Origin of the sequence: Pseudomonas sp. CFBP 8758 (genome assembly GCF_014841725.1) — a bacterium.
Lineage (GTDB): Bacteria > Pseudomonadota > Gammaproteobacteria > Pseudomonadales > Pseudomonadaceae > Aquipseudomonas > Aquipseudomonas baltica.
In genome coordinates, this window is record NZ_JACYUK010000004.1 from 63948 (window position 1) to 82223 (window position 18276).

The following is an 18276-nucleotide window of genomic DNA, read 5'->3' on the forward strand; positions in this document are numbered from 1 at the left end:
ATCACGTCGGCTTCAGCGCTTTCTTCGGATAGATATCGTAGCGGCTGGACTTGCCTTCCAGCGCATGGCTCGGTTTGCAGCCCTCAATGCACGGCGCCTTGCGCGGTCGCTTGACCACTACGCGATGGCTGGCCAGGGCCAGAGCGGCGGCCAGCAGGGCCGGCGCGTCCATGTCATCGCCCACCAGCGGCCGGAACAGGCGCATTTCCTTCTTCACCAACGCACTTTTTTCGCGATGGGGAAACATCGGATCCAGGTAGATCACCTGGGGCGCTTCGCCCTGCCACTGCTGCATGACCTCGATCGAGTTGCCCTGAAGCAAATGCATGCGTGCAACGATGGCGCCTACCTCCAGGTCACCCTGGGCACGGGCCAGTCCGTCCTCGAGCAGCGCGGCGATGATCGGCTGTCGCTCCACCAGGCTCATTTCGCAGCCCAGGCTGGCCAGCACGAACGCGTCCTTGCCCAGGCCGGCCGTGGCATCCAGTACCCGCGGGCGCACGCCCGGCTGCACGCCTACGGCCTTGGCGATCATCTGACCGCTGCCACCGCCGTACAGTCGTCGGTGAGCGACGGCGCCCTCGACGAAATCCACACGCACGGGCCCCGGCGCGTCCGCGCCCAGTTGTTGCAACTGCAGGCCGGTTTCGCCGACCTGCAGCACGAAATCGGCGTCGGGCAACTGGCGAGGCAGATGCAGGCGTTGCGCCCATCGTTCGGCTTGCGGTTCGCAGGCGTCGTTCTGTGCCTGAACCTGGATGCGACCACCGGCTTGCTGCTCCACTGAAGATTCCTGTATCGAAAGGCTAAAAGATCGGCGCACGCCGCCGATAAGAACTTTGCCAGGCATTTTGCCAGAGCCCAAGCGTGCCGAGTGCCATGTCCGTCATCAATTCCACAGCGCCAGGTTACATTTCGCCCATCGGCGACTTCAGCCAGCACAACATCCAGACCCTGGGTGCTGCAAGTGCGCTGTGGCAGGACTTCTTTGCCCAGGCATTGACCGAGCACTGCGATGGACAGCTGCCAGGGCAGGCTCATGCAGCGGCGGACAATGCAGCGGCGGCCGAGCCCAGCGCCGGCAGCGAGATCCTGGCGCACATTCTTCTGCAGCGCCTGTGCGATGTTCGCGACACCGAAGTGAAGCCTCCCGAGCCGCTGTTTCTGCCAAAGGCCGAACTGGAGCTGACGTTGCTGGACAAACCCTCGGCGCCGCTGCCCGAGCAGGACGTGCTGGCCCAACAGGCGCAGTTGGCGTTCGACAGCCGCTGGGTTCGTCCACTGGTGCTGAACCAGGGTGGCCAGAGCACGCAACCTGCCCCCGCGCCTCTGCCTCGGGCACTGCGCCTGCCGATTGCCGAGCTCGACTGGCAGTTGGCACAGACGCCGGTACCGCTGGCGCAGGAAACCATCAGTGAGCAATGCCATGCGTTGGATCTGGACCTGAGCTGGAGGCGCCCCGCCGTGTTGAACAACATCCGTCTGGCTGCCTGAGCGCCGATCGCATCCATCCAGATACCTCGCGTGCACCGCCGACGCGGCTCGCGCCGCTGCTACAGAGGCCCGCACCGGCAGCCATATGGCAGCGGCGCAAGCCGCGTCCGGCGTTCAGCCAGCCCATGCCCTGTAGCAGCGGCGCAAGCCGCGTCCGGCGTTCAGCCAACACAGGCCCTGTAGCAGCGGCGCAAGCCGCGTCCGGCGTTCAGCCAGCCCATGCCCTGTAGCAGCGGCGCAAGCCGCGTCCGGCGTTCAGCCAACACAGGCCCTGTAGCAGCGGCGCAAGCCGCGTCCGGCGTTCAGCCAACCTAGGCCCTGTAGCAGCGGCGCAAGCCGCGTCCGGCGTTCAGCCAACCCAGGCCCTGTAGCAGCGGCGCAAGCCGCGTCCGGGTTCACCGCGGTGGCCGGAAATGAATCAGCGACACACGCTCCAGCGGCCCATGTCGAGGTGAAAATGGTTGCGGTGGGCGGCGTTGTACTCGGGGCCCAGCACGGTATTGAAATGCTTGCAGGCGCCGTCGCGTACCTGGCGCAGGAAGCGCGCGTTGGCGCTGTCGCCAGGCCAATCCTTGAGCACGTTGATACGACGTCCGTCGGCCAGACGAAACCCGGCGATGTCCAGCGCGTTGGCGCTGGCGTGCTGGCTCAGACGTCCTTCACTGCGACCATAGACATTGCGGCAGGCAAAACTGCCCAGGTGATCCACTTGCGTTACTGCCTGACCGAACGTCGCCTGCGCTGCCGGCTGCAGGGCTTGGCGCTCGAACATGGCGAACGCCACCACCACCGGGCAGGTGGCGAGGAAACTGCTGCTTAACCTGACCTCGCTGCCCTGCACGCGCAACACGTTCACCAACGGGCACTTGGCATCGGCCGGGCTGTCGGCCTGAACGCTATAGCGCACGGTGGAAGTTGCCAGAGCCTGCACACACAGCTGTGGATCATTCTGTAACTTGCCGAGCTTGTAGCGGGTAAGGAAATTCACCGGCTCGGCGATATCCAGCGGGGCCCAGGGATTCCAGCGATCGGGCACGTCGACCCAGCCTCGCCACACGGCAACGGGCGCGGCGGCCAGAAGCAGCAGAATGATCAGCAATTTCGGCACACAGGCTCCTGCTTGGCGTGGCTGAACGGTACTTGCGGGAAAACCGCGTCAGAGCAGGCCGAGTTGCGCCGTCTGTGGCTCCCGAGGCAGTTCCATTAAGGCCGGCAGGCCTGGCAAACGTTCCATCAAACGCTCGTGGAAACGCCGGGCCAGGGCGGGCGCGAGCAGGTTGTCGGCGGTGTGCAGAAAAATGTAAGGGGTACGCCCTTCTTCGATCCAACCGGCAATCTTCTCTACCCAAGGGGCCAGAAAAGGCTCGTTCGCCTGCAACTCCGGATGGCCAATGAAGCGTACCTGCGGGCTATGGCTGAACGCCGCTGGGCGCGGTGGCACTCGCGGCTTCTTGGACTGAGCGTGAAGCACGGCGGGCGCGCTCGAAACGCAGCTGAACAGCGCCCGCGGATCCAGGCAGATACGCTCGACATTGCGTTCGCGCAGCAAATTGTTGAGCAACCGCTCCTCGTCACCGCGGGCGAAGAACGCGCCATGACGTACCTCCACGGCGATGGGCCGCTGCAGGACGTCGATGAAACCGATCAACTCCGGTAGACGCCAAGGCGTGAAAGACGCTGGCAACTGCAACCACAGGGGCGCCACCCGATCGCCCAGCGGCGCGAGCAGCCGACAAAAATCCTCAGCCACTCCCAGTTGCTCGCGCAGATCGCCACCATGGCTGATGTCGCGCGGCAGTTTGGCCGTGAAGCGAAAATCGGACGGCATGCTTGCAGCCCAGCGTTCCACGGTATTGGGCGCCGGCCGTGCGTAGAACGTGGTGTTGCCTTCCACAGCGTTGAACTGCTGGGCATAGAGAGCCAGGAAATCCGGCGGACGCGCGTCTTGCGGATAGAAATCCCCGCGCCAGGCGTTTTCGCTCCACGACGGACAGCCGATGAAATAGGGCAGGCTGGGCACAGTCAGATATGCACATCCAGGCCCAGGACTTCATTGTCCCATTCGACGAAACCCTGGGTGCTCAGGTACATGCCCAGCGCGTCGGCCGCACGCCGGCTCATCGAGCGGGGAAAGATCATATCCTGCTGGCGGGCCGGCACGCTGGTGCCACGCGCGCGGGAGCGCTGGGGCGTAGGTTGCGCAGGAACCTCGAACTCGCCTTCGATATCGTCGGCGGTTTCCTGCACCCGCGCCTTGTCCGCAAGCGGCTTGCGCTTGATTGGATAAGGCTGGGAGGAAACACCATCGATACGCATCAGATTCACTCGATCGTCGAGACAAGCCGCCACAGTATCCTGCAGTGACCCAAGTAACCACTAGACCACAAATTGCGGCAAAGTTTTATCTTCATGGCAGATTATGCCGATGAAATGCGCACTACAGGGTTGAACGCCGACGAAGCGTACTACAACGGCGACTTCTTCGGTGTGGCAACGTTGTCACGCAGATAGACCGGCTGGGCGCCATCGGCGGGCAAGCCTTCGCCACGTGCCCAGGCAAACCGTGCAAGCTCGAGCAGGTCTTGCGCATGAGGCAGCAGATCGGCATCACGCCCTACGATGGGCACGGCGATCCGCTCGGCATAGGTCCAGCCGGTGCCTGCGCCGAACCATTCGCCAGAGGCCTGGGCCGGCAGCAGGGCACGTTCGGGAGCGAATACCCCCTCCTTACCCTGCAGGCGCATTTCTCCCGCGTGCTCCCGATAACAACCCCAGTACACCTCGTCCATGCGCGCGTCGATCGCGGCCGCTACCTGGCCGACGCCATGCTCGCGCCAGGCGCGCTGCGCCAGCAGGGCCAGGTTGGACACTGGCAACACGGGACGATCCAGACCGAACGCCAGGCCCTGGACCACCCCCACCGCGATGCGCACCCCGGTGAAAGCGCCCGGGCCGCGCCCGAAAGCGATCGCATCGACGGCCGTCAGCGCTACCCCCGCTTCGGCCAGCAAGGTCTTGATCATGGGCAGCAGCTTCTGCGCGTGAAGGCGCGGGATCACTTCATAGTGGCTCGACACCTTGCCATCGTGCAGCAACGCAACGGAACAGGCTTCAGTGGCAGTGTCCAGGGCCAGCAGGGTGGTCATCGAAAGGGTCCAGGCAAGGGGGAATAGGCGATTATAGACAACTACGGCCCGCAAGCGGGCCGTTCATGGCAAGGCAGTGGCCGACACCCAGTGTGTGGATGCCAGGCGTCTGGATGCCAGCACTCAGCTCAGTGCGGCAAGCACCTTGGCGGTGATGTCGGCGACCGAACCGACGCCTTCGACGTGGCTGCACTTGGGCTTGCCATGGGCAGCCGCCAGTTCGTTGTAGAAGGCCACCAAGGGCTTGGTCTGCGAGTGGTAGACCGAGAGGCGATGACGCACGGTTTCCTCGGTGTCGTCCTTGCGCTGCACCAACGCCTCACCGGTCACGTCATCCTTGCCCGCTTCGCGCGGTGGATTGTAGACGGTGTGATAGACCCGGCCCGATGCCTCATGGACCCGACGGCCGGCGATACGCTGAACGATCTCTTCGTCGTCGACGGCGATTTCCAGAACGTGATCGAGCTCCACACCATTGGTGACCAGCGCTTCGGCCTGCGGAATGGTGCGCGGGAAGCCATCGAAGAGGAAGCCGTTGGCACAGTCGGGCTGGGCAATGCGCTCCTTGACCAGGGCAATGATCAGGTCGTCGGACACCAGGCCACCGCTGTCCATGACGCTCTTGGCCAGCACGCCCAGTTCGCTACCGGCCTTGACGGCAGCACGGAGCATGTCGCCCGTGGAAATTTGCGGGATACCGAATTTTTCGGTGATGAATTTTGCCTGAGTACCTTTACCGGCCCCGGGAGCTCCCAGCAGAATCACGCGCATCGATGTGCTCCTCTCGATTTTTATAGATAGTCGTCGAATCTGCTTCCGCCGCGCTGACGGCAGAAGCCCTTCCCAAGAAAAATGATGGCCGCAAGATGGCCAAAGGCTGATCAAGATACACAGCGGGCACGGGGCACACAAGCCACCGAAAGTCGCAGGCACCTGCCCCCGAGGACGGCATCCTGCAGGGGTTGTACCGGGTATCACCGCCAATCGGTTGCACCCGAGCTGACAGCTGCCCGGCTGCACCGATCGACCACCAGTCTCAACCAGTATTGCGCAACCCGGCGGCGATGCCTGCCACGGTGACCAGCAGGGCCTGTTCCAGAGGGCTGTCCAGCGCCGCTTCGCGGGCGCGCGAGCGTTTCAGCAGTTCGGCCTGCAACTGATGCAACGGATCCAGGTAGGTGTTGCGCAGGCTGAAGAACTCCAGGGTCGTCGGGCTGTGCGCAAGCAGGTGAGTCTGCCCGGTCAGGCCCAGCACGGCCGCGCAACACTGCGACAATAGGTCGCGCAGTTGCGCGCCCAATGGCTGCAGCTCGGGTTCGACCAGCCGCACGTCATACAGCGCCGCAATCTCGGCATCGGCCTTGGCCAGCACCATCTCGAGCATGTCGATGCGCGTGCGGAAGAACGGCCAGTGGGCGCGCATCGAAGCCAGTTGTGCAGCCTGGCCACGCGCCAGCGCTGCGCCCAGGGCCGCCTCCCAGCCCAGCCAGGCGGGCAGCATCAGCCGCGTCTGGGTCCAGCCGAATATCCACGGAATGGCGCGCAGGCTTTCGATGCCGCCCTGCCGGCGCTTGGCCGGACGGCTGCCCAGTGGCAAACGACCGAGCTCCTGTTCGGGCGTGGCCTGGCGGAAGTACTCGACGAAGTGCGGGTTCTCGCGCACCACCTGCCGATAGGCCTTGACGCCCTGCTCCGCCAACTCGTCCATCACGGTGCGCCAGGCAGGCTCGGGCAGCGGCGGCGGCAGCACGGTGGCTTCCAGCACGGCGGCGACATACAGGTTGAGATTTTGCTCGGCGATGTCCGGCAGGCCGAACTTGAAGCGGATCATTTCGCCCTGCTCGGTGGTGCGGAAGCGCCCCGCCACCGAGCCTGGTGGCTGCGACAGAATGGCCGCATGGGCCGGACCGCCGCCGCGGCCGACGGTGCCGCCGCGACCATGGAACAGCAACAGCTCGACGCCGTGCGCCTGGCAAATGTTCACCAGGGTTTCCTGGGCCCGGTACTGCGCCCACGCGGCGGCGGTGGTCCCGGCATCCTTGGCCGAATCGGAGTAGCCGATCATCACCTCCTGCGGACCCTGCAGCGAGCGGCGGTAGTCGGGCAGCTGCAGCAGGCGCTCGAGCACCGGGCCGGCATTGTCGAGGTCGGCCAGGGTTTCGAACAGCGGCACCACGCGCATCGATCGACGCAGCCCGGACTCCTTGAGCAGAAGCTGCACCGCCAGCACGTCAGAGGCGGCGCCCGCCATGGAGATCACGTAGGAGCCCAGCGACGCAGCCGGCGCGGCCGCTACCTCGCGGCAGGTAGCCAGCACTTCGGCGGTGTCTTCGCTGGGTTCGAAGCAGGTCGGCAGCAACGGCCGGCGATTGGCGAGCTCGCGCACGAGGAATTCGACCCGCGCCTCTTCGTCCCAGTCGGCATAGCGACCCAACCCCAGGTACCCGGTGATCTCGCTCAACGCTGCGCGATGGCGGGTCGAATCCTGACGCACGTCGAGGCGCACCAGGAACAGGCCGAAGGTCACGGCGCGGCGCAGGCAGTCCAGCAGCGGTCCATCGGCGATCACGCCCATGCCGCAGGCGTGCAGTGAATCGAAGCACAACTGCAACGGCTCGATCAGCTCGCGATTGTCCTGCAGCACCTGGTCATCGCCGGGCTGATCGCCCGGCAGCGAGGCATGGGCCCAGTTGCGCGTGGCCCGCAGGCGTTCGCGCAGTTGCTTGAGCACGGCGCGATAGGGTTCGCGGCTGTCGGGCGCTTGGGCCATGAGCGGCGCACTGGCCTGCTGCATGGACAGATCGGCGGCCAATTGGTCGACATCGCGCAGAAACAGATCCGCCGCCATCCAGCGCGCCAGCAGCAGCACTTCGCGAGTAACCTTGGCTGTCACGTTCGGATTGCCGTCGCGGTCGCCGCCCATCCACGAAGCGAAGCGTATGGGTGCAGCGCCCAACGGCAGGCGTTGGCCGGTGGCGGCCTGCAATGCCGCGTCGACCTTGCGCAGGTGGTTGGGCACCGCTTGCCACAGCGAATTTTCTATGACCGCGAAGCCCCATTTGGCCTCATCCACAGGCGTGGGTCGGGTACGACGGATTTCCTCGGTGTGCCAGGCCTCGGCGATCAACCGCTGCAGGCGCTCGCGCACCGCGTTGCGCTCGGCGGTGGTGAGATCGCGGTGGTCATGCAAGGCCAACTGCGCAGCGATGGCGTCGTATTTCTGGATCAGCGTGCGGCGAGCCACTTCGGTGGGGTGCGCGGTCAACACCAGCTCGATATCCAGCGCCAGCAACTGCTGCGCCAAGGCTTCAGGGCTGTGCCCGGCGCTTTTCAACCGCCCCAGCAGCTCACCCAGAGCAAGGTTTTCGAAAGGTTCGGGCTGGCCCTCGTCGCGACGGCGGATCAGTTGGTATTGCTCGCAGATGTTGGCCAGGTTGAGGAATTGATTGAAGGCGCGGGCCACGGGTAGCAGCTCTTGCTCACCGAGGTCGTCCAGGCTGGAGCGCAGTTCGGCGCTGACCGCGTCACCGGCCGGATCAGCCCGACGGTCCGCCTTGGCGCCACGCCGTATGCGCTCGATCTTTTCCAGAAAGGCCTCGCCGTACTGCTCGCGGATGGTATTGCCCAGCAATTCGCCAAGCAGGTGCACGTCTTCGCGCAGGCGCAGATCGATATCGGACATCGGCATTTTCTCCATTGCTTGGAAACGGTGTGCCCTTGCAGCCCGCGCGGCGCGGCGTGTGATCCGATTGCCATGGCCACTGAACAAGCACGGGAAAAATGGCTCTACAAACTATTGGCAAGCAGCAACGGCTGCCAGACCACAACGGCTCTACAGCAAAGAGTGCCCCAGCCGAGCCGAGGCTGACAAGCATGGTGGACAGGGGCGTGAATAACCAGCGCATGAGGTATCTATGAAGATTCATCAACTGGCCGAGCATTGGGAACAGAACGCCAAGGGTCGACTGACCGACACGGGCATCAACATACATCTGGACATGGAGTCGGCCGCACGCCTGGCGGCGCTGACCCAGATGTACCCCAAGCATCACGCTCAGGAACTGTTGGGCGAGCTGATCGGTGCGGCACTCGAAGAGCTCGAAGGCAGCTTTCCCTACGTCAAGGGGACCAAGGTCATCGCTACCGATGAAGAAGGCGACCCCATGTACGAAGACATCGGCGCAACACCGCGTTTCCTGGCGCTGTCGCGCGAACACCTTAGGCGCTTGAAAAACGATGCGGACGACACCGCGAACTGAACATGGACTGGCAACTTCAGGAAGATTCCTACACCTATAAAACGCTTGGTCAAATAGCCAGAAAAAAAAGCCAGCCCCTACGCATAAAACCATATAAATCAATAGAATAGTGTTCCATAGCGATTGTAGACTCGGAAAAAAGAGCCAGGAAATGGCCATCGATCCGTCCGCTGCGCATCGCGGCGGCAAGCCCGATTCGGCGTGCCGCGGATAGCGGACGAAGCAATCAATCGCTGTCCAACGGAGCACTATCGCGTGAATACATCCAGCGTCCGGTCGTCTTTCGGCCCTCTGAAAACAGCCCTTGTGTGCCTTGCTGCCGGTGTCGTGCTGACAGGCTGTGCCAGCAACGCACCGGTCGAGCAATATGCGCTGAGCCGGTCGGCCGTCAATGCGGCGGTGAGCGCCGGTGGTACCGAGTTCGCCGCCATCGAAATGAAGTCCGCCCAGGACAAACTCAAGAACGCTGAAATCGCCCTGCACCGCAAGCACCACGATGAAGCCCGGCGCCTCGCCGAGCAGGCTGAGTGGGATGCCCGTGTGGCCGAGCGCAAGGCTCAGGCCGCCAAGGCTCGCCGCGCCGTCGACGATGCCCGCCAGGGCGTTCAGGACCTGCGCGAGGAAGGCCTGCGCGCTGCTTCTTGAGCCTGGCCTTCGCGTTCTTCTTTCAAGATTCAGGAAAATACCGTGAACAACACATTCAAGTTCCCCGCCCTGTCGGCGCTGGTCGTACTGCTGGCTGCCTGCTCCAAGACCCCCAACCCGCAACTGGTGCAGGCCCAGGCCAACTTCGCCGGCCTGCAGGGCAACCCCAGGTCGGTACAGTTGGCCGCCCTGGAGACCAAGGACGCCGCCGACTGGCTGGAGCGCGCCGAAGCGGCCGCTCGCGCCAACGAGGCCGATGAGCACGTGGGTCATCTGGCCTACCTGAGCAATCAGCGTGTCGAAGTCGCCAGGCACACCATCGAGCTGCGCACGGCCGAGCAGGCGATCCTGGGCGTCGCCGCGCTGCGTGCCCAAGCCCGCCTGGAAGCTCGCGATGCGCAGATCAAGAAACTGCAGGAAAGCCTCAATGCCAAGCAGCCCGCAGCCGAAGTGATGGCCGTGGCACAGACCGAGCGCGGCAGCCTGGTGACCTTCGGCGACGTACTGTTCGAAGTGGGCCAAGCCGAGCTGCGCGCCAATGCCTACGACAACATAGGCCGCCTGGCGCAGTTCCTGCGCGACAACCCGGACCGCAAGGTCATCGTCGAAGGGCATACCGACAGCACGGGTTCGGCTTCCTTCAACCAGGCCCTTTCACAGCGACGCGCCAATGCCGTCATGGTGCAGCTGGTGCGTACGGGCGTGGGTGCCGAACGTATCGTGGCTCAGGGGCTGGGTATGGCCTACCCGGTTGCCAGCAACGGCGACGCTTCGGGTCGGACACAGAATCGCCGGGTAGAGGTGACCATTTCCAACGACAACCAGCCGGTCAGGAGCCGCGCTTCGCTGCATTGATCCACGATGCCTCGGAAAGCCCGGCCTGCGCGCCGGGTTTTTCATGCCCGGGCGTTTCATAGCGACGAACGCGCGGTAGGCTCGCGAGCCTTGGCCTTAAGTATGGTTCTGCGCGGTCGATAATCTAGGTGCCCTTCCCCTACCCGAGGCCTGCGACATGTTCTCTTTCAAACGCATGAAAAACGAAATGGCCGCCTTGCGTGAGGAAGTGGCAATGGTCAGGCAGATCCGTCAGGGCCTGGACGAAGAAACCATCCACCTGAGGCTCGACCCTCGCGGGTGCATTCTCGGCGTGAACGCCAACTTCGAGGAAGTGCTGCAATACCGCAATGACGAGCTGGCGGGCAAACCGCTGGAAAGCCTCGTTGCCGAACAGGTGCGCAGCGACCCGCACTATGCGCGGGTGCGGACCGCGATCCGGCAGGGCGAACATTTCTGTGGCGCCTGGCGGCTATTGCGCAAGGACGGCGGCGAAACCTGGCTGCGCGTCATCATGCACCCTGTACGCGCCACCGACGGCACGTTGCTCAAATTCTCCTGCTACGCAAGCGACCTGACCAATACCATCGAAACCTCTCGCGCCCACGAGAACTTCATCCAGGCACTGTTGCGCTCTACTGCGGTGATCGAGTTCGACCTCAGCGGGCACGTGCTCACCGCCAACGACCTGTTTCTGCAGGCGATGGGCTATCGCCTGGAGCAGGTAAAGGGCAAGCACCACCGGCTGTTCTGCAGCAGCGACATCGCCGACTCCAGCGAGTACCAGGCGTTCTGGGATCGGCTGCGCCGGGGGGAGTTCGTTGCCCAGCGCTTCAAACGCATCGACAGCAAGGGCCGGGATGTGTGGCTCGAAGCGTCCTACAACCCGGTCCGCGATGGCAATGCCAAAGTCTACAAGGTGGTGAAGGTCGCTACCGTCATTACCGAGATGGTAGAGCGTGAAATAGCCATCGCCGAAGCCGCCACGGTGGCGTACGACACGTCGGTGCGCACGGATGAAACTGCACTGCGCGGGGCGCAAGTCGTGCGTGAGACGGTCGAAGTGATGAAAGATCTGGCTCATCACATGCAAAGCGCCGCCGAAGGCATCGAAGCGCTGGACGAGCAGAGCCAGGTCATTTCCAACATCATCAAGACGATCAGCGGAATCGCCGCGCAAACCAATCTGCTGGCGTTGAATGCCGCTATCGAAGCTGCGCGAGCCGGTGAACAGGGTCGCGGTTTTGCAGTCGTCGCCGATGAAGTCCGGCAGCTGGCATCGCGTACGACCCAAGCCACTGCAGAGATCGAGAGCGTGGTGCAGCAGAACCAGAAACTGGCCACCGGTGCAGTAGCCACCATCGGCGCCGGCAAACACAAAGCCGAGTCTGGCCTGCAACTGGCGAACCAGGCAGGCACGGTGATTACCGAAATTCAGGACGGTGCGAAGCGCGTGCTGGGCGCGGTCGAGAGCTTTGCTACCCAACTGAGCGCCGAGTCCTAGTCGAGTTCCAGGCAGCTGTCGACACGGTATGTGGTCGACCTCCGTATCACGGCTTTTTTCATGGCGCCAAACCCGCGGCGTCAGAAAAAAACCACCCATTCGGACAAATTTCTGAACTATTCAAAATTCTCTTGTGTCCCAACGTTTAACCATTACAGCCAGCGGCGTCAGTGAGTCGCCGGGCTTGACCCAGGCGCGCGAAACGTTCGACTGTCATGGATTTTGATGTTTTTCAGGAGCTATCCAATGGAGTTGAAAGCCATGAATACCCGTACTGCCAAAACCTCGTCCACCCCTCTGCGCGGGCTGAAGCTGGCTGCCCTGGCGCTGGGCACTACCTTCGTTCTGGCTGGCTGCGCTGGCAAGCCACCGACCGAACAGTACGCTGTGACCCAGTCGGCCGTGAACAGCGCCGTTAGCGCTGGCGGTACCGAATACGCTGCCGTCGAAATGAAAGCGGCGCAGGACAAGTTCAAGCAGGCGGAAATCGCCATGCATGACAAGAACTACGAGAAAGCCAAGATGCTGGCCGAACAGGCCGAGTGGGACGCACGTCTGGCCGAGCGCAAGGCCCAGGCCGGCAAAGCCGCCAAGGCCGTGCAAGACTCCAAGCAGGGTGTACAGGACCTGCGCGAAGAAGCCGAGCGCAGCGCTCAGTAAGCTGCCCACCGCGACTTGAACTCGAATAAAGGATGAAGATTATGCGTAAACAATTGATGGTTCCTGCTCTGTTGGCTCTCAGCGTTGGCCTGGCAGCTTGCTCCACTCCGCCGAACCCTAACCTGGAACAGGCGCGGACCAATTTCTCGTCCCTGCAGACCAACCCCAAGTCGGTACAACTGGCGGCCCTGGAAACCAAGGACGCGTCGGAGTGGCTGGACAAGGCTGACAAAGCCTTCCGCGACGACGCCGACGCGAAGAAAGTCGACCAACTGGCCTACCTGACCAACCAGCGCGTTGAAGTGGCCAAGCAGACCATCGCCCTGCGCAGCGCCGAGGAAAACCTCAAAGGCGCAGCTGCCCAGCGCGCTCAGGCTCGCCTGGATGCCCGCGACGCTCAGATCAAGAAGCTTCAGGAAAGCCTGAACGCCAAGCAGACTGACCGCGGCACCCTGGTGACCTTTGGTGACGTGCTGTTCGACCTGAACAAGGCCGAGCTGAAATCGTCCGCGTTCGTCAACGTGGCCAAGCTGGCCCAGTTCCTTCAGGAAAACCCTGATCGCAAGGTCATCGTCGAAGGCTACACCGACAGCACCGGTTCGGCTGCCTACAACCAGAGCCTGTCCGAGCGTCGCGCCACTTCGGTAATGGCCGCACTGGTCCGCGCTGGCGTCGAGCCTTCGCGCGTCGTCGCCCAGGGCTATGGCAAGGAATACCCGGTTGCCGACAACACCAGCAACTCGGGCCGCGCCCAGAACCGTCGCGTGGAAGTGACCATTTCCAACGACAACCAGCCAGTGGCTCCACGCTCGTCGATGCGTTGATCCTCGCGCTGTAATCAAACGCCCCGGTGAGTGATCACCGGGGCGTGTTCATTTGTCCGCAGCGGGCGCTGGGTAGTTGGGAATCTCGCCCAGACGGCGCAGGCCATTGAAATGCTGCGGGTCATCCAGGTAGCGCAGCATGACCTGGCGCCAGGTGGGGTCGGCGAACGTCTGCACGTGTCCCCCGCGGGTCAGCTGCAGGACTCGCGGCAGCGGTGCCTGCTGGTACAGCGCGATACCGTTGGCCAACGGCACGATAGAGTCGTCCATGCTCTGGAAGAGCAGCGCCGGTGTGCCCTCGAGCTGGGCGATGGAGCGGATCGCGCTGTCGCTGTCGGGCACCAGCCAGGACAGCGGCACCTGCAGTGGCCAGGTCAGCCACGACGTGCTCAGTGCGTACTGGCCAACGGCGCGGTAACTGGCAGGGACGCCATCGAGCACCAGCGCCTGCAGGCGCTGGCGTTGCCTGGGGTGTTCGGCCAGGTAGTGCACGGCCATTGCGCCGCCCAGGCTTTGCCCCAGCAGGACCAACGGCTTGCCCTGCACCTCCGGCTTGCTCGCCAGCCAGGCGAATACGGCGTCGATGTCCTGGTAGATCGCCGGCAGGCTGGGCGACCCCTCGGAAATGCCGTAGCCACGGTAGTCGAGCATCAGCACCTGATAGCCCTGCCCGGGCAACCACCAGCTGCCGCCCAGGTGCCAGGCGAGGTTGCCGCCGTTGCCGTGTAGGTGCAGCACCGTGCCCTTGACCTCGACACCGGGCTTGGCAAGCAGCCACCAACCGTGCAATCGGGTACCGTCGGCGGCCGTGAGGTTGACGTCCTCGAAGCCCAGCCCGGCTTTTTCCGGGGTGAACGGCAACCCCCGCTCGGGGTAGAACAATAATGAGCTACAGCCAGTCAGTAGTGCGGTCAGTAGCAGCAGCGCTGGCAGGCGTCGCGATAGGCAGGCCTTCATGTGCAACGTCCGGACGCGGCTCGCGCCGCTGCTACAGGGGGGCGATGCAGCAATGTCGGCGAGCGTCGCGACAGGCAGGCCTTCATGTGCAACGCCCGGACGCGGCTCGCGCCGCTGCTACAGGGGGGCGATGCAGCCGCGTCGGCAGGTCAGAGGATGTTCGAGTAGTCGGCTTCAATTCGGTCCAGGCTCAGGTGATTGAGGAAGTTCGAGAAGCACATCCAGGCGGACAGTGCATTCATGTCGCGGAACTGTTCGGGCAGGTACTTGGGCGGCGTCACCAACCCTTCATCGACCAGCTGGCGCAGCGTGCGCATGTCCTCCAGGGTGGTCTTGCCACAGAACAGCAGCGGCACCTGTTCCAGCTTGCCCTTGCGCACGGCCAGCTGAATGTAGTTGTAGACCATGATGAAGCCTTTGAGGTACGACAGGTCCTTGGTGAACGGCAGCCCGGTCGGGGTCGAGCCGCGGAACACGCGGCTGGCGTTGCCGTAGGCCTCGGGCATCTCGAAGCCTTCTTCGCGAAAGAATTCAAACACCTGCAGGAAGTCGGCGCCCTCCTCGACCATGTGGATCGCGCGCGTGCGATTGGTCAGCTTGCGCAGGCGGCTGGGGTAGGAAGCGAAGGCGATCACTTCCATCAGGATCGCCAAGCCTTCCTGGGTCACCGTGGACGACGGCGGGCCCTTGGACAGGAAGGTGCAGATCGGCTGGTTCTGGCCATTGAGGGTGGTGGCAACATGGACCAGGCCCTCGTGCACCTCGAGGGCGCGCACATCGCGCTCGTTGAACATGGCATCGCTGCGGATCTTGATGTAGTCCGCCCCTGCGGCAGCGTCGGCGACGATGCCATCGGATTCGAACACGCGGATGGTGCCCTCGGTTTCGCCGAACACACGGTTCAGGCGCCCTTGCAGCATGTTCACTGCATCCTTGGCGGTCAGGGTCTTGGCTTCGTCCTTGAGATCGCCACGCCCGGCAATGTTGTTCAGGTAATCGGAGAGCATCAGGCCGAGGTCGGCCAGGGTCGGATCGCCGGCATGAAACGCATCCGACGCGGCGCCGTACAGCTCCTGCGAGATCAAGCCGAAGTCCTCGGTGCCACGCGCCTCGAGCATGCGCACCACCATGCGGTACTCCTTGCACATGCGCCGCATGATCTGCCCGACCGGGTTGAACTGGCCGAGCTGACGGGTGATGTCGCGCTCGATGTTCTGGAATTCCAGTTTGACCGCACTGGAGTCGAAGCCCAGCGCGCGGTTCTGGTAGTAGTCGCGGTCGACCGCAGGCATCTGCTTGCCGCCCGCCTGCAGAAAGCCGTGACGAATGGAGTCGTCCCATTTCACCGCATCGAGCACGCGGATCGGCGTCTGCGCGTGCACGATGCGGTCGGACAGGTCTCGAATCGTCTGCTGATACTCGTCCACCGTACTGCTCCTCGTTCTGGCTCGGCCCGCCGGCAGCGGACCTCTCACTGCATGGGGCTCAGCTCAGTACCCACTGCATGAAACGGGTAAGGATGCCGAGCATTTCACGGTCGGCATCGGCAGGGGCACTGGCCAGCAGACCCTGATATTCCATCCGGCCGATAATCGCCGTCAACACCTGTGCGTCCTGCGACGGTTCGCGCGAGCCAAGCACCTCGAGCATCTGCCGCCCGCCCTGCAGCAGAATGTCCTGATGCGCCAGCACCAGTTCGGCCAGGCGCGGGTTGAGCAACGCTTCCTGGCGGAAAGCCTGCTCGGCAATCAATTGGTCGCGACGGGTCTGCAGCTGATGCATGACGTAGTCGGCGGTCAGGCGGGCGATTTCGTCGGCCAGGGCAGCGCGGGCCTGGGGGCTGCCGTCGCCGCGGGCGATCAGGGCGCGCAGCAGCTCTTCGGTGTTGCTCCACAGCTTGGCCATGAACACGGCGCTGCGCTCGACGTACTGGGCGAAGGCATCGTTGAGCAGGTCATCGATGTCCTTGAAGTAGTAGGTAGTAGCCGACAGCGGCACCCCGGCTTCGGTGGCCACGGCGCGATGGCGCACACCCCGCACCCCATCGCGCACGACGATGCGCATGGCTGCGTCGAGGATTTCCTGGCGGCGCAGTTCGCTGCCCTGTCGGCTGGCCTTGCGGCCTTGATACTGGACGTTGCGGGCGAGCGTCGAGGCAACGCTGGCGGCTCCCTGTCTGGGTGTGGCTGGGATCACTGCTCGTATCCTTTGAGTGAGTGGGAGTGGGTGCCGACGCGGCTTGCGCCGCTGCTACACGATAGCGTAATCGCCTGTAACGACGGCGTGAGATCGCAATCCCTGTAGCAGCGGCGCAAGCCGCGTCGGGGCCGGCAATGACACCGCTGATCTGCGCTCATAAAAAAGCCGCCCCATGGGGCGGCTGATCAACGACCGTCAGGCTTGTGGTCGCATGTGCGGGAACAGGATTACATCGCGGATCGAAGGCGAATCGGTCAGCAGCATGACCAGGCGATCGATACCGATACCCTCGCCGGCCGTCGGCGGCATGCCGTATTCGAGCGCCCGAACGAAATCGGCGTCGTAGTGCATGGCTTCGTCGTCGCCGGCATCCTTGTCCGCCACCTGGGCCATGAAGCGTGCGGCCTGGTCCTCGGCGTCATTGAGCTCGGAATAGGCGTTGGCGATCTCGCGGCCACCGATGAACAACTCGAAGCGATCGGTGACGTTGGGGTTGTCGTCGTTGCGGCGCGCCAGTGGCGACACCTCGAACGGATACTGGGTGATGAAGTGCGGCTGCTCGAGCTTGTGCTCGACCAGTTCTTCGAAAATCATCACCTGCAGCTTGCCCAGGCCTTCGAACCCCAGCACCTTGGCGCCGGCCTTCTTGGCAATGGCACGCGCCTTGTCGACATCGTTGAGGTCGTCTGCCGTCAGCTCGGGGTTGTACTTGAGGATCGAGTCGAACACCGACAGGCGTACGAACGGCTCGCCGAAATGGAACACCTTGTCGCCGTAGGGCACGTCGGTGCTGCCCAGTACCAACTGGGCCAGCTCACGGAACAGCTCTTCGGTGAGGTCCATGTTGTCTTCGTAGTCGGCGTAGGCCTGGTAGAACTCGAGCATGGTGAACTCGGGGTTGTGCCGGGTCGAAACGCCTTCGTTACGGAAGTTGCGGTTGATCTCGAAGACCTTTTCGAAGCCACCGACCACCAGGCGCTTGAGGTACAGCTCCGGGGCGATGCGCAGGAACATTTCCATGTCCAGGGCATTGTGGTGGGTTTCGAACGGCTTGGCCGCAGCGCCGCCGGGAATGGTCTGCAGCATCGGCGTTTCGACTTCGAGGAAGTCGCGCTTGGCCAGGAAGCTGCGAATGTGGGCGATGACCTGGGAGCGCACACGGAAGGTGTCGCGCACCTCCTCGTTGACGATCAGGTCGACATAGCGCTGACGGTAGCGCTGCTCGGTATCGACCAGGCCATGGTGCTTGTCGGGCAGCGGGCGCAGCGACTTGGTCAGCAGGCGTACGCTGGTCATTTCGACGTACAGGTCGCCCTTGCCGGAACGGGCCAGGATGCCTTCAGCCGCGATGATGTCGCCCATGTCCCAGGTTTTCACCTGAGCCAGGGTTTCTTCGGGCAGGGTCTTGCGATTGACGTAGACCTGAATGCGCCCGGTCATGTCCTGGATCACCATGAACGAGCCACGGTTGAGCATGATGCGACCGGCGACCTTGACCGGAATCGCCGCTTCGGCGAGCGCTTCCTTGGTCTTGTCGGCGTACTGCTTCTGCAAGTCGCCTGCATAGTTGTCGCGACGAAAATCGTTGGGGAAGGCCTGGCCCTGGGCACGCACGGCAGCAAGCTTTTCCTTGCGCAGGGCGATCAGGCTGTTCTCTTCCTGTTGCAGGTCTTGCGGGTCGGGTTGTTGGTCGCTCATGTCTTGGATTTTCCATCACGGGTTCGTTGCTCCCGACTACGGCGCCGGGATCGCGG

At 63.5% G+C, this 18276-nt stretch carries 17 protein-coding genes and 2 pseudogenes; 8 read left to right on the forward strand and 11 right to left on the reverse strand.

The genetic code is table 11. The annotated features are described in order from the left end of the window. Position 1 precedes the first annotated feature (1 nt). Positions 2 to 784, reverse strand: coding sequence for a class I SAM-dependent methyltransferase (locus IFT75_RS09635; RefSeq protein WP_240998651.1), 783 nt, complete (start codon positions 782 to 784; stop codon positions 2 to 4). 95 nt (positions 785 to 879) lie between these two features. Between IFT75_RS09635 and IFT75_RS09640 the strand changes: the two genes are divergently transcribed. Continuing rightward, positions 880 to 1494 (forward strand): energy transducer TonB, encoded by a 615-nt coding sequence (locus tag IFT75_RS09640; RefSeq protein WP_192054585.1) that lies wholly within the window; start codon positions 880 to 882, stop codon positions 1492 to 1494. Between the two features lie 418 nt (positions 1495 to 1912). On the opposite strand, the gene IFT75_RS09645 is transcribed toward IFT75_RS09640, so the two are convergent. From IFT75_RS09645 to ppc, 6 genes are all read right to left on the reverse strand, one after another. Continuing rightward, positions 1913 to 2602, reverse strand: a complete 690-nt coding sequence (locus IFT75_RS09645; RefSeq protein ID WP_192054587.1) for an extensin family protein — start codon at positions 2600 to 2602, stop codon at positions 1913 to 1915. A gap of 48 nt (positions 2603 to 2650) precedes the next feature. Beyond that, positions 2651 to 3520 (reverse strand): DUF72 domain-containing protein, encoded by an 870-nt coding sequence (locus IFT75_RS09650; protein ID WP_192054924.1) that lies wholly within the window; start codon positions 3518 to 3520, stop codon positions 2651 to 2653. Next, positions 3517 to 3810 (reverse strand): hypothetical protein, encoded by a 294-nt coding sequence (locus IFT75_RS09655; protein WP_122475684.1) that lies wholly within the window; start codon positions 3808 to 3810, stop codon positions 3517 to 3519. Before IFT75_RS09655 ends, IFT75_RS09650 begins: the two co-directional genes overlap by 4 nt. Before the next feature lie 149 nt (positions 3811 to 3959). After that, positions 3960 to 4640 carry a tRNA (adenosine(37)-N6)-threonylcarbamoyltransferase complex dimerization subunit type 1 TsaB gene (tsaB, locus tag IFT75_RS09660; protein WP_192054589.1) on the reverse strand — a complete coding sequence of 227 codons (681 nt, stop codon included), beginning with the start codon at positions 4638 to 4640 and terminating at the stop codon, positions 3960 to 3962. A 123-nt stretch (positions 4641 to 4763) separates the two neighbouring features. Continuing rightward, positions 4764 to 5411 carry an adenylate kinase gene (gene adk / locus IFT75_RS09665; RefSeq protein ID WP_122475034.1) on the reverse strand — a complete coding sequence of 216 codons (648 nt, stop codon included), beginning with the start codon at positions 5409 to 5411 and terminating at the stop codon, positions 4764 to 4766. Between the two features lie 265 nt (positions 5412 to 5676). Beyond that, entirely contained in the window at positions 5677 to 8322 is a 2646-nt protein-coding gene (ppc, locus tag IFT75_RS09670) for a phosphoenolpyruvate carboxylase (RefSeq protein WP_192054590.1), read from the reverse strand. Between the two features lie 232 nt (positions 8323 to 8554). On the opposite strand from ppc, the gene IFT75_RS09675 reads away from it, so the two are divergent. From IFT75_RS09675 to IFT75_RS09700, 7 genes and pseudogenes are all read left to right on the forward strand, one after another. Further along, positions 8555 to 8899, forward strand: a complete 345-nt coding sequence (locus IFT75_RS09675) for a pilin assembly protein (RefSeq protein ID WP_192054593.1) — start codon at positions 8555 to 8557, stop codon at positions 8897 to 8899. 291 nt (positions 8900 to 9190) lie between these two features. Then, positions 9191 to 9544 carry a DUF4398 domain-containing protein gene (locus IFT75_RS09680; RefSeq protein WP_199864097.1) on the forward strand — a complete coding sequence of 118 codons (354 nt, stop codon included), beginning with the start codon at positions 9191 to 9193 and terminating at the stop codon, positions 9542 to 9544. 42 nt (positions 9545 to 9586) lie between these two features. Beyond that, entirely contained in the window at positions 9587 to 10399 is an 813-nt protein-coding gene (locus IFT75_RS09685; protein ID WP_192054596.1) for an OmpA family protein, read from the forward strand. 214 nt (positions 10400 to 10613) lie between these two features. Then, positions 10614 to 11330: pseudogene (locus tag IFT75_RS21640) on the forward strand (PAS domain-containing protein); the annotation flags it as partial. A gap of 108 nt (positions 11331 to 11438) precedes the next feature. After that, positions 11439 to 11882, forward strand: a pseudogene (locus IFT75_RS21645) (methyl-accepting chemotaxis protein); the annotation flags it as partial. A 246-nt stretch (positions 11883 to 12128) separates the two neighbouring features. After that, on the forward strand, positions 12129 to 12542 hold the full coding sequence (locus IFT75_RS09695; RefSeq protein ID WP_122714324.1) for a DUF4398 domain-containing protein: 414 nt from the start codon (positions 12129 to 12131) through the stop codon (positions 12540 to 12542). Between the two features lie 41 nt (positions 12543 to 12583). Continuing rightward, a complete protein-coding gene (locus IFT75_RS09700) occupies positions 12584 to 13366 on the forward strand; it encodes an OmpA family protein (protein ID WP_122475048.1) in 783 nt (260 codons plus the stop codon). A 48-nt stretch (positions 13367 to 13414) separates the two neighbouring features. On the opposite strand, the gene IFT75_RS09705 is transcribed toward IFT75_RS09700, so the two are convergent. The 4 genes from IFT75_RS09705 to lysS form a co-directional block, all read right to left on the reverse strand. Then, positions 13415 to 14323, reverse strand: coding sequence for an alpha/beta hydrolase (locus IFT75_RS09705; protein WP_192054598.1), 909 nt, complete (start codon positions 14321 to 14323; stop codon positions 13415 to 13417). A 149-nt stretch (positions 14324 to 14472) separates the two neighbouring features. Continuing rightward, positions 14473 to 15750, reverse strand: coding sequence for a flavohemoglobin expression-modulating QEGLA motif protein (locus tag IFT75_RS09710; RefSeq protein WP_122475052.1), 1278 nt, complete (start codon positions 15748 to 15750; stop codon positions 14473 to 14475). A 58-nt stretch (positions 15751 to 15808) separates the two neighbouring features. Further along, a complete protein-coding gene (locus IFT75_RS09715; protein WP_185795070.1) occupies positions 15809 to 16519 on the reverse strand; it encodes a TetR/AcrR family transcriptional regulator in 711 nt (236 codons plus the stop codon). A gap of 198 nt (positions 16520 to 16717) precedes the next feature. Then, on the reverse strand, positions 16718 to 18220 hold the full coding sequence (gene lysS, locus IFT75_RS09720; protein WP_192054599.1) for a lysine--tRNA ligase: 1503 nt from the start codon (positions 18218 to 18220) through the stop codon (positions 16718 to 16720). Between the last annotated feature and the right edge of the window lie 56 nt (positions 18221 to 18276).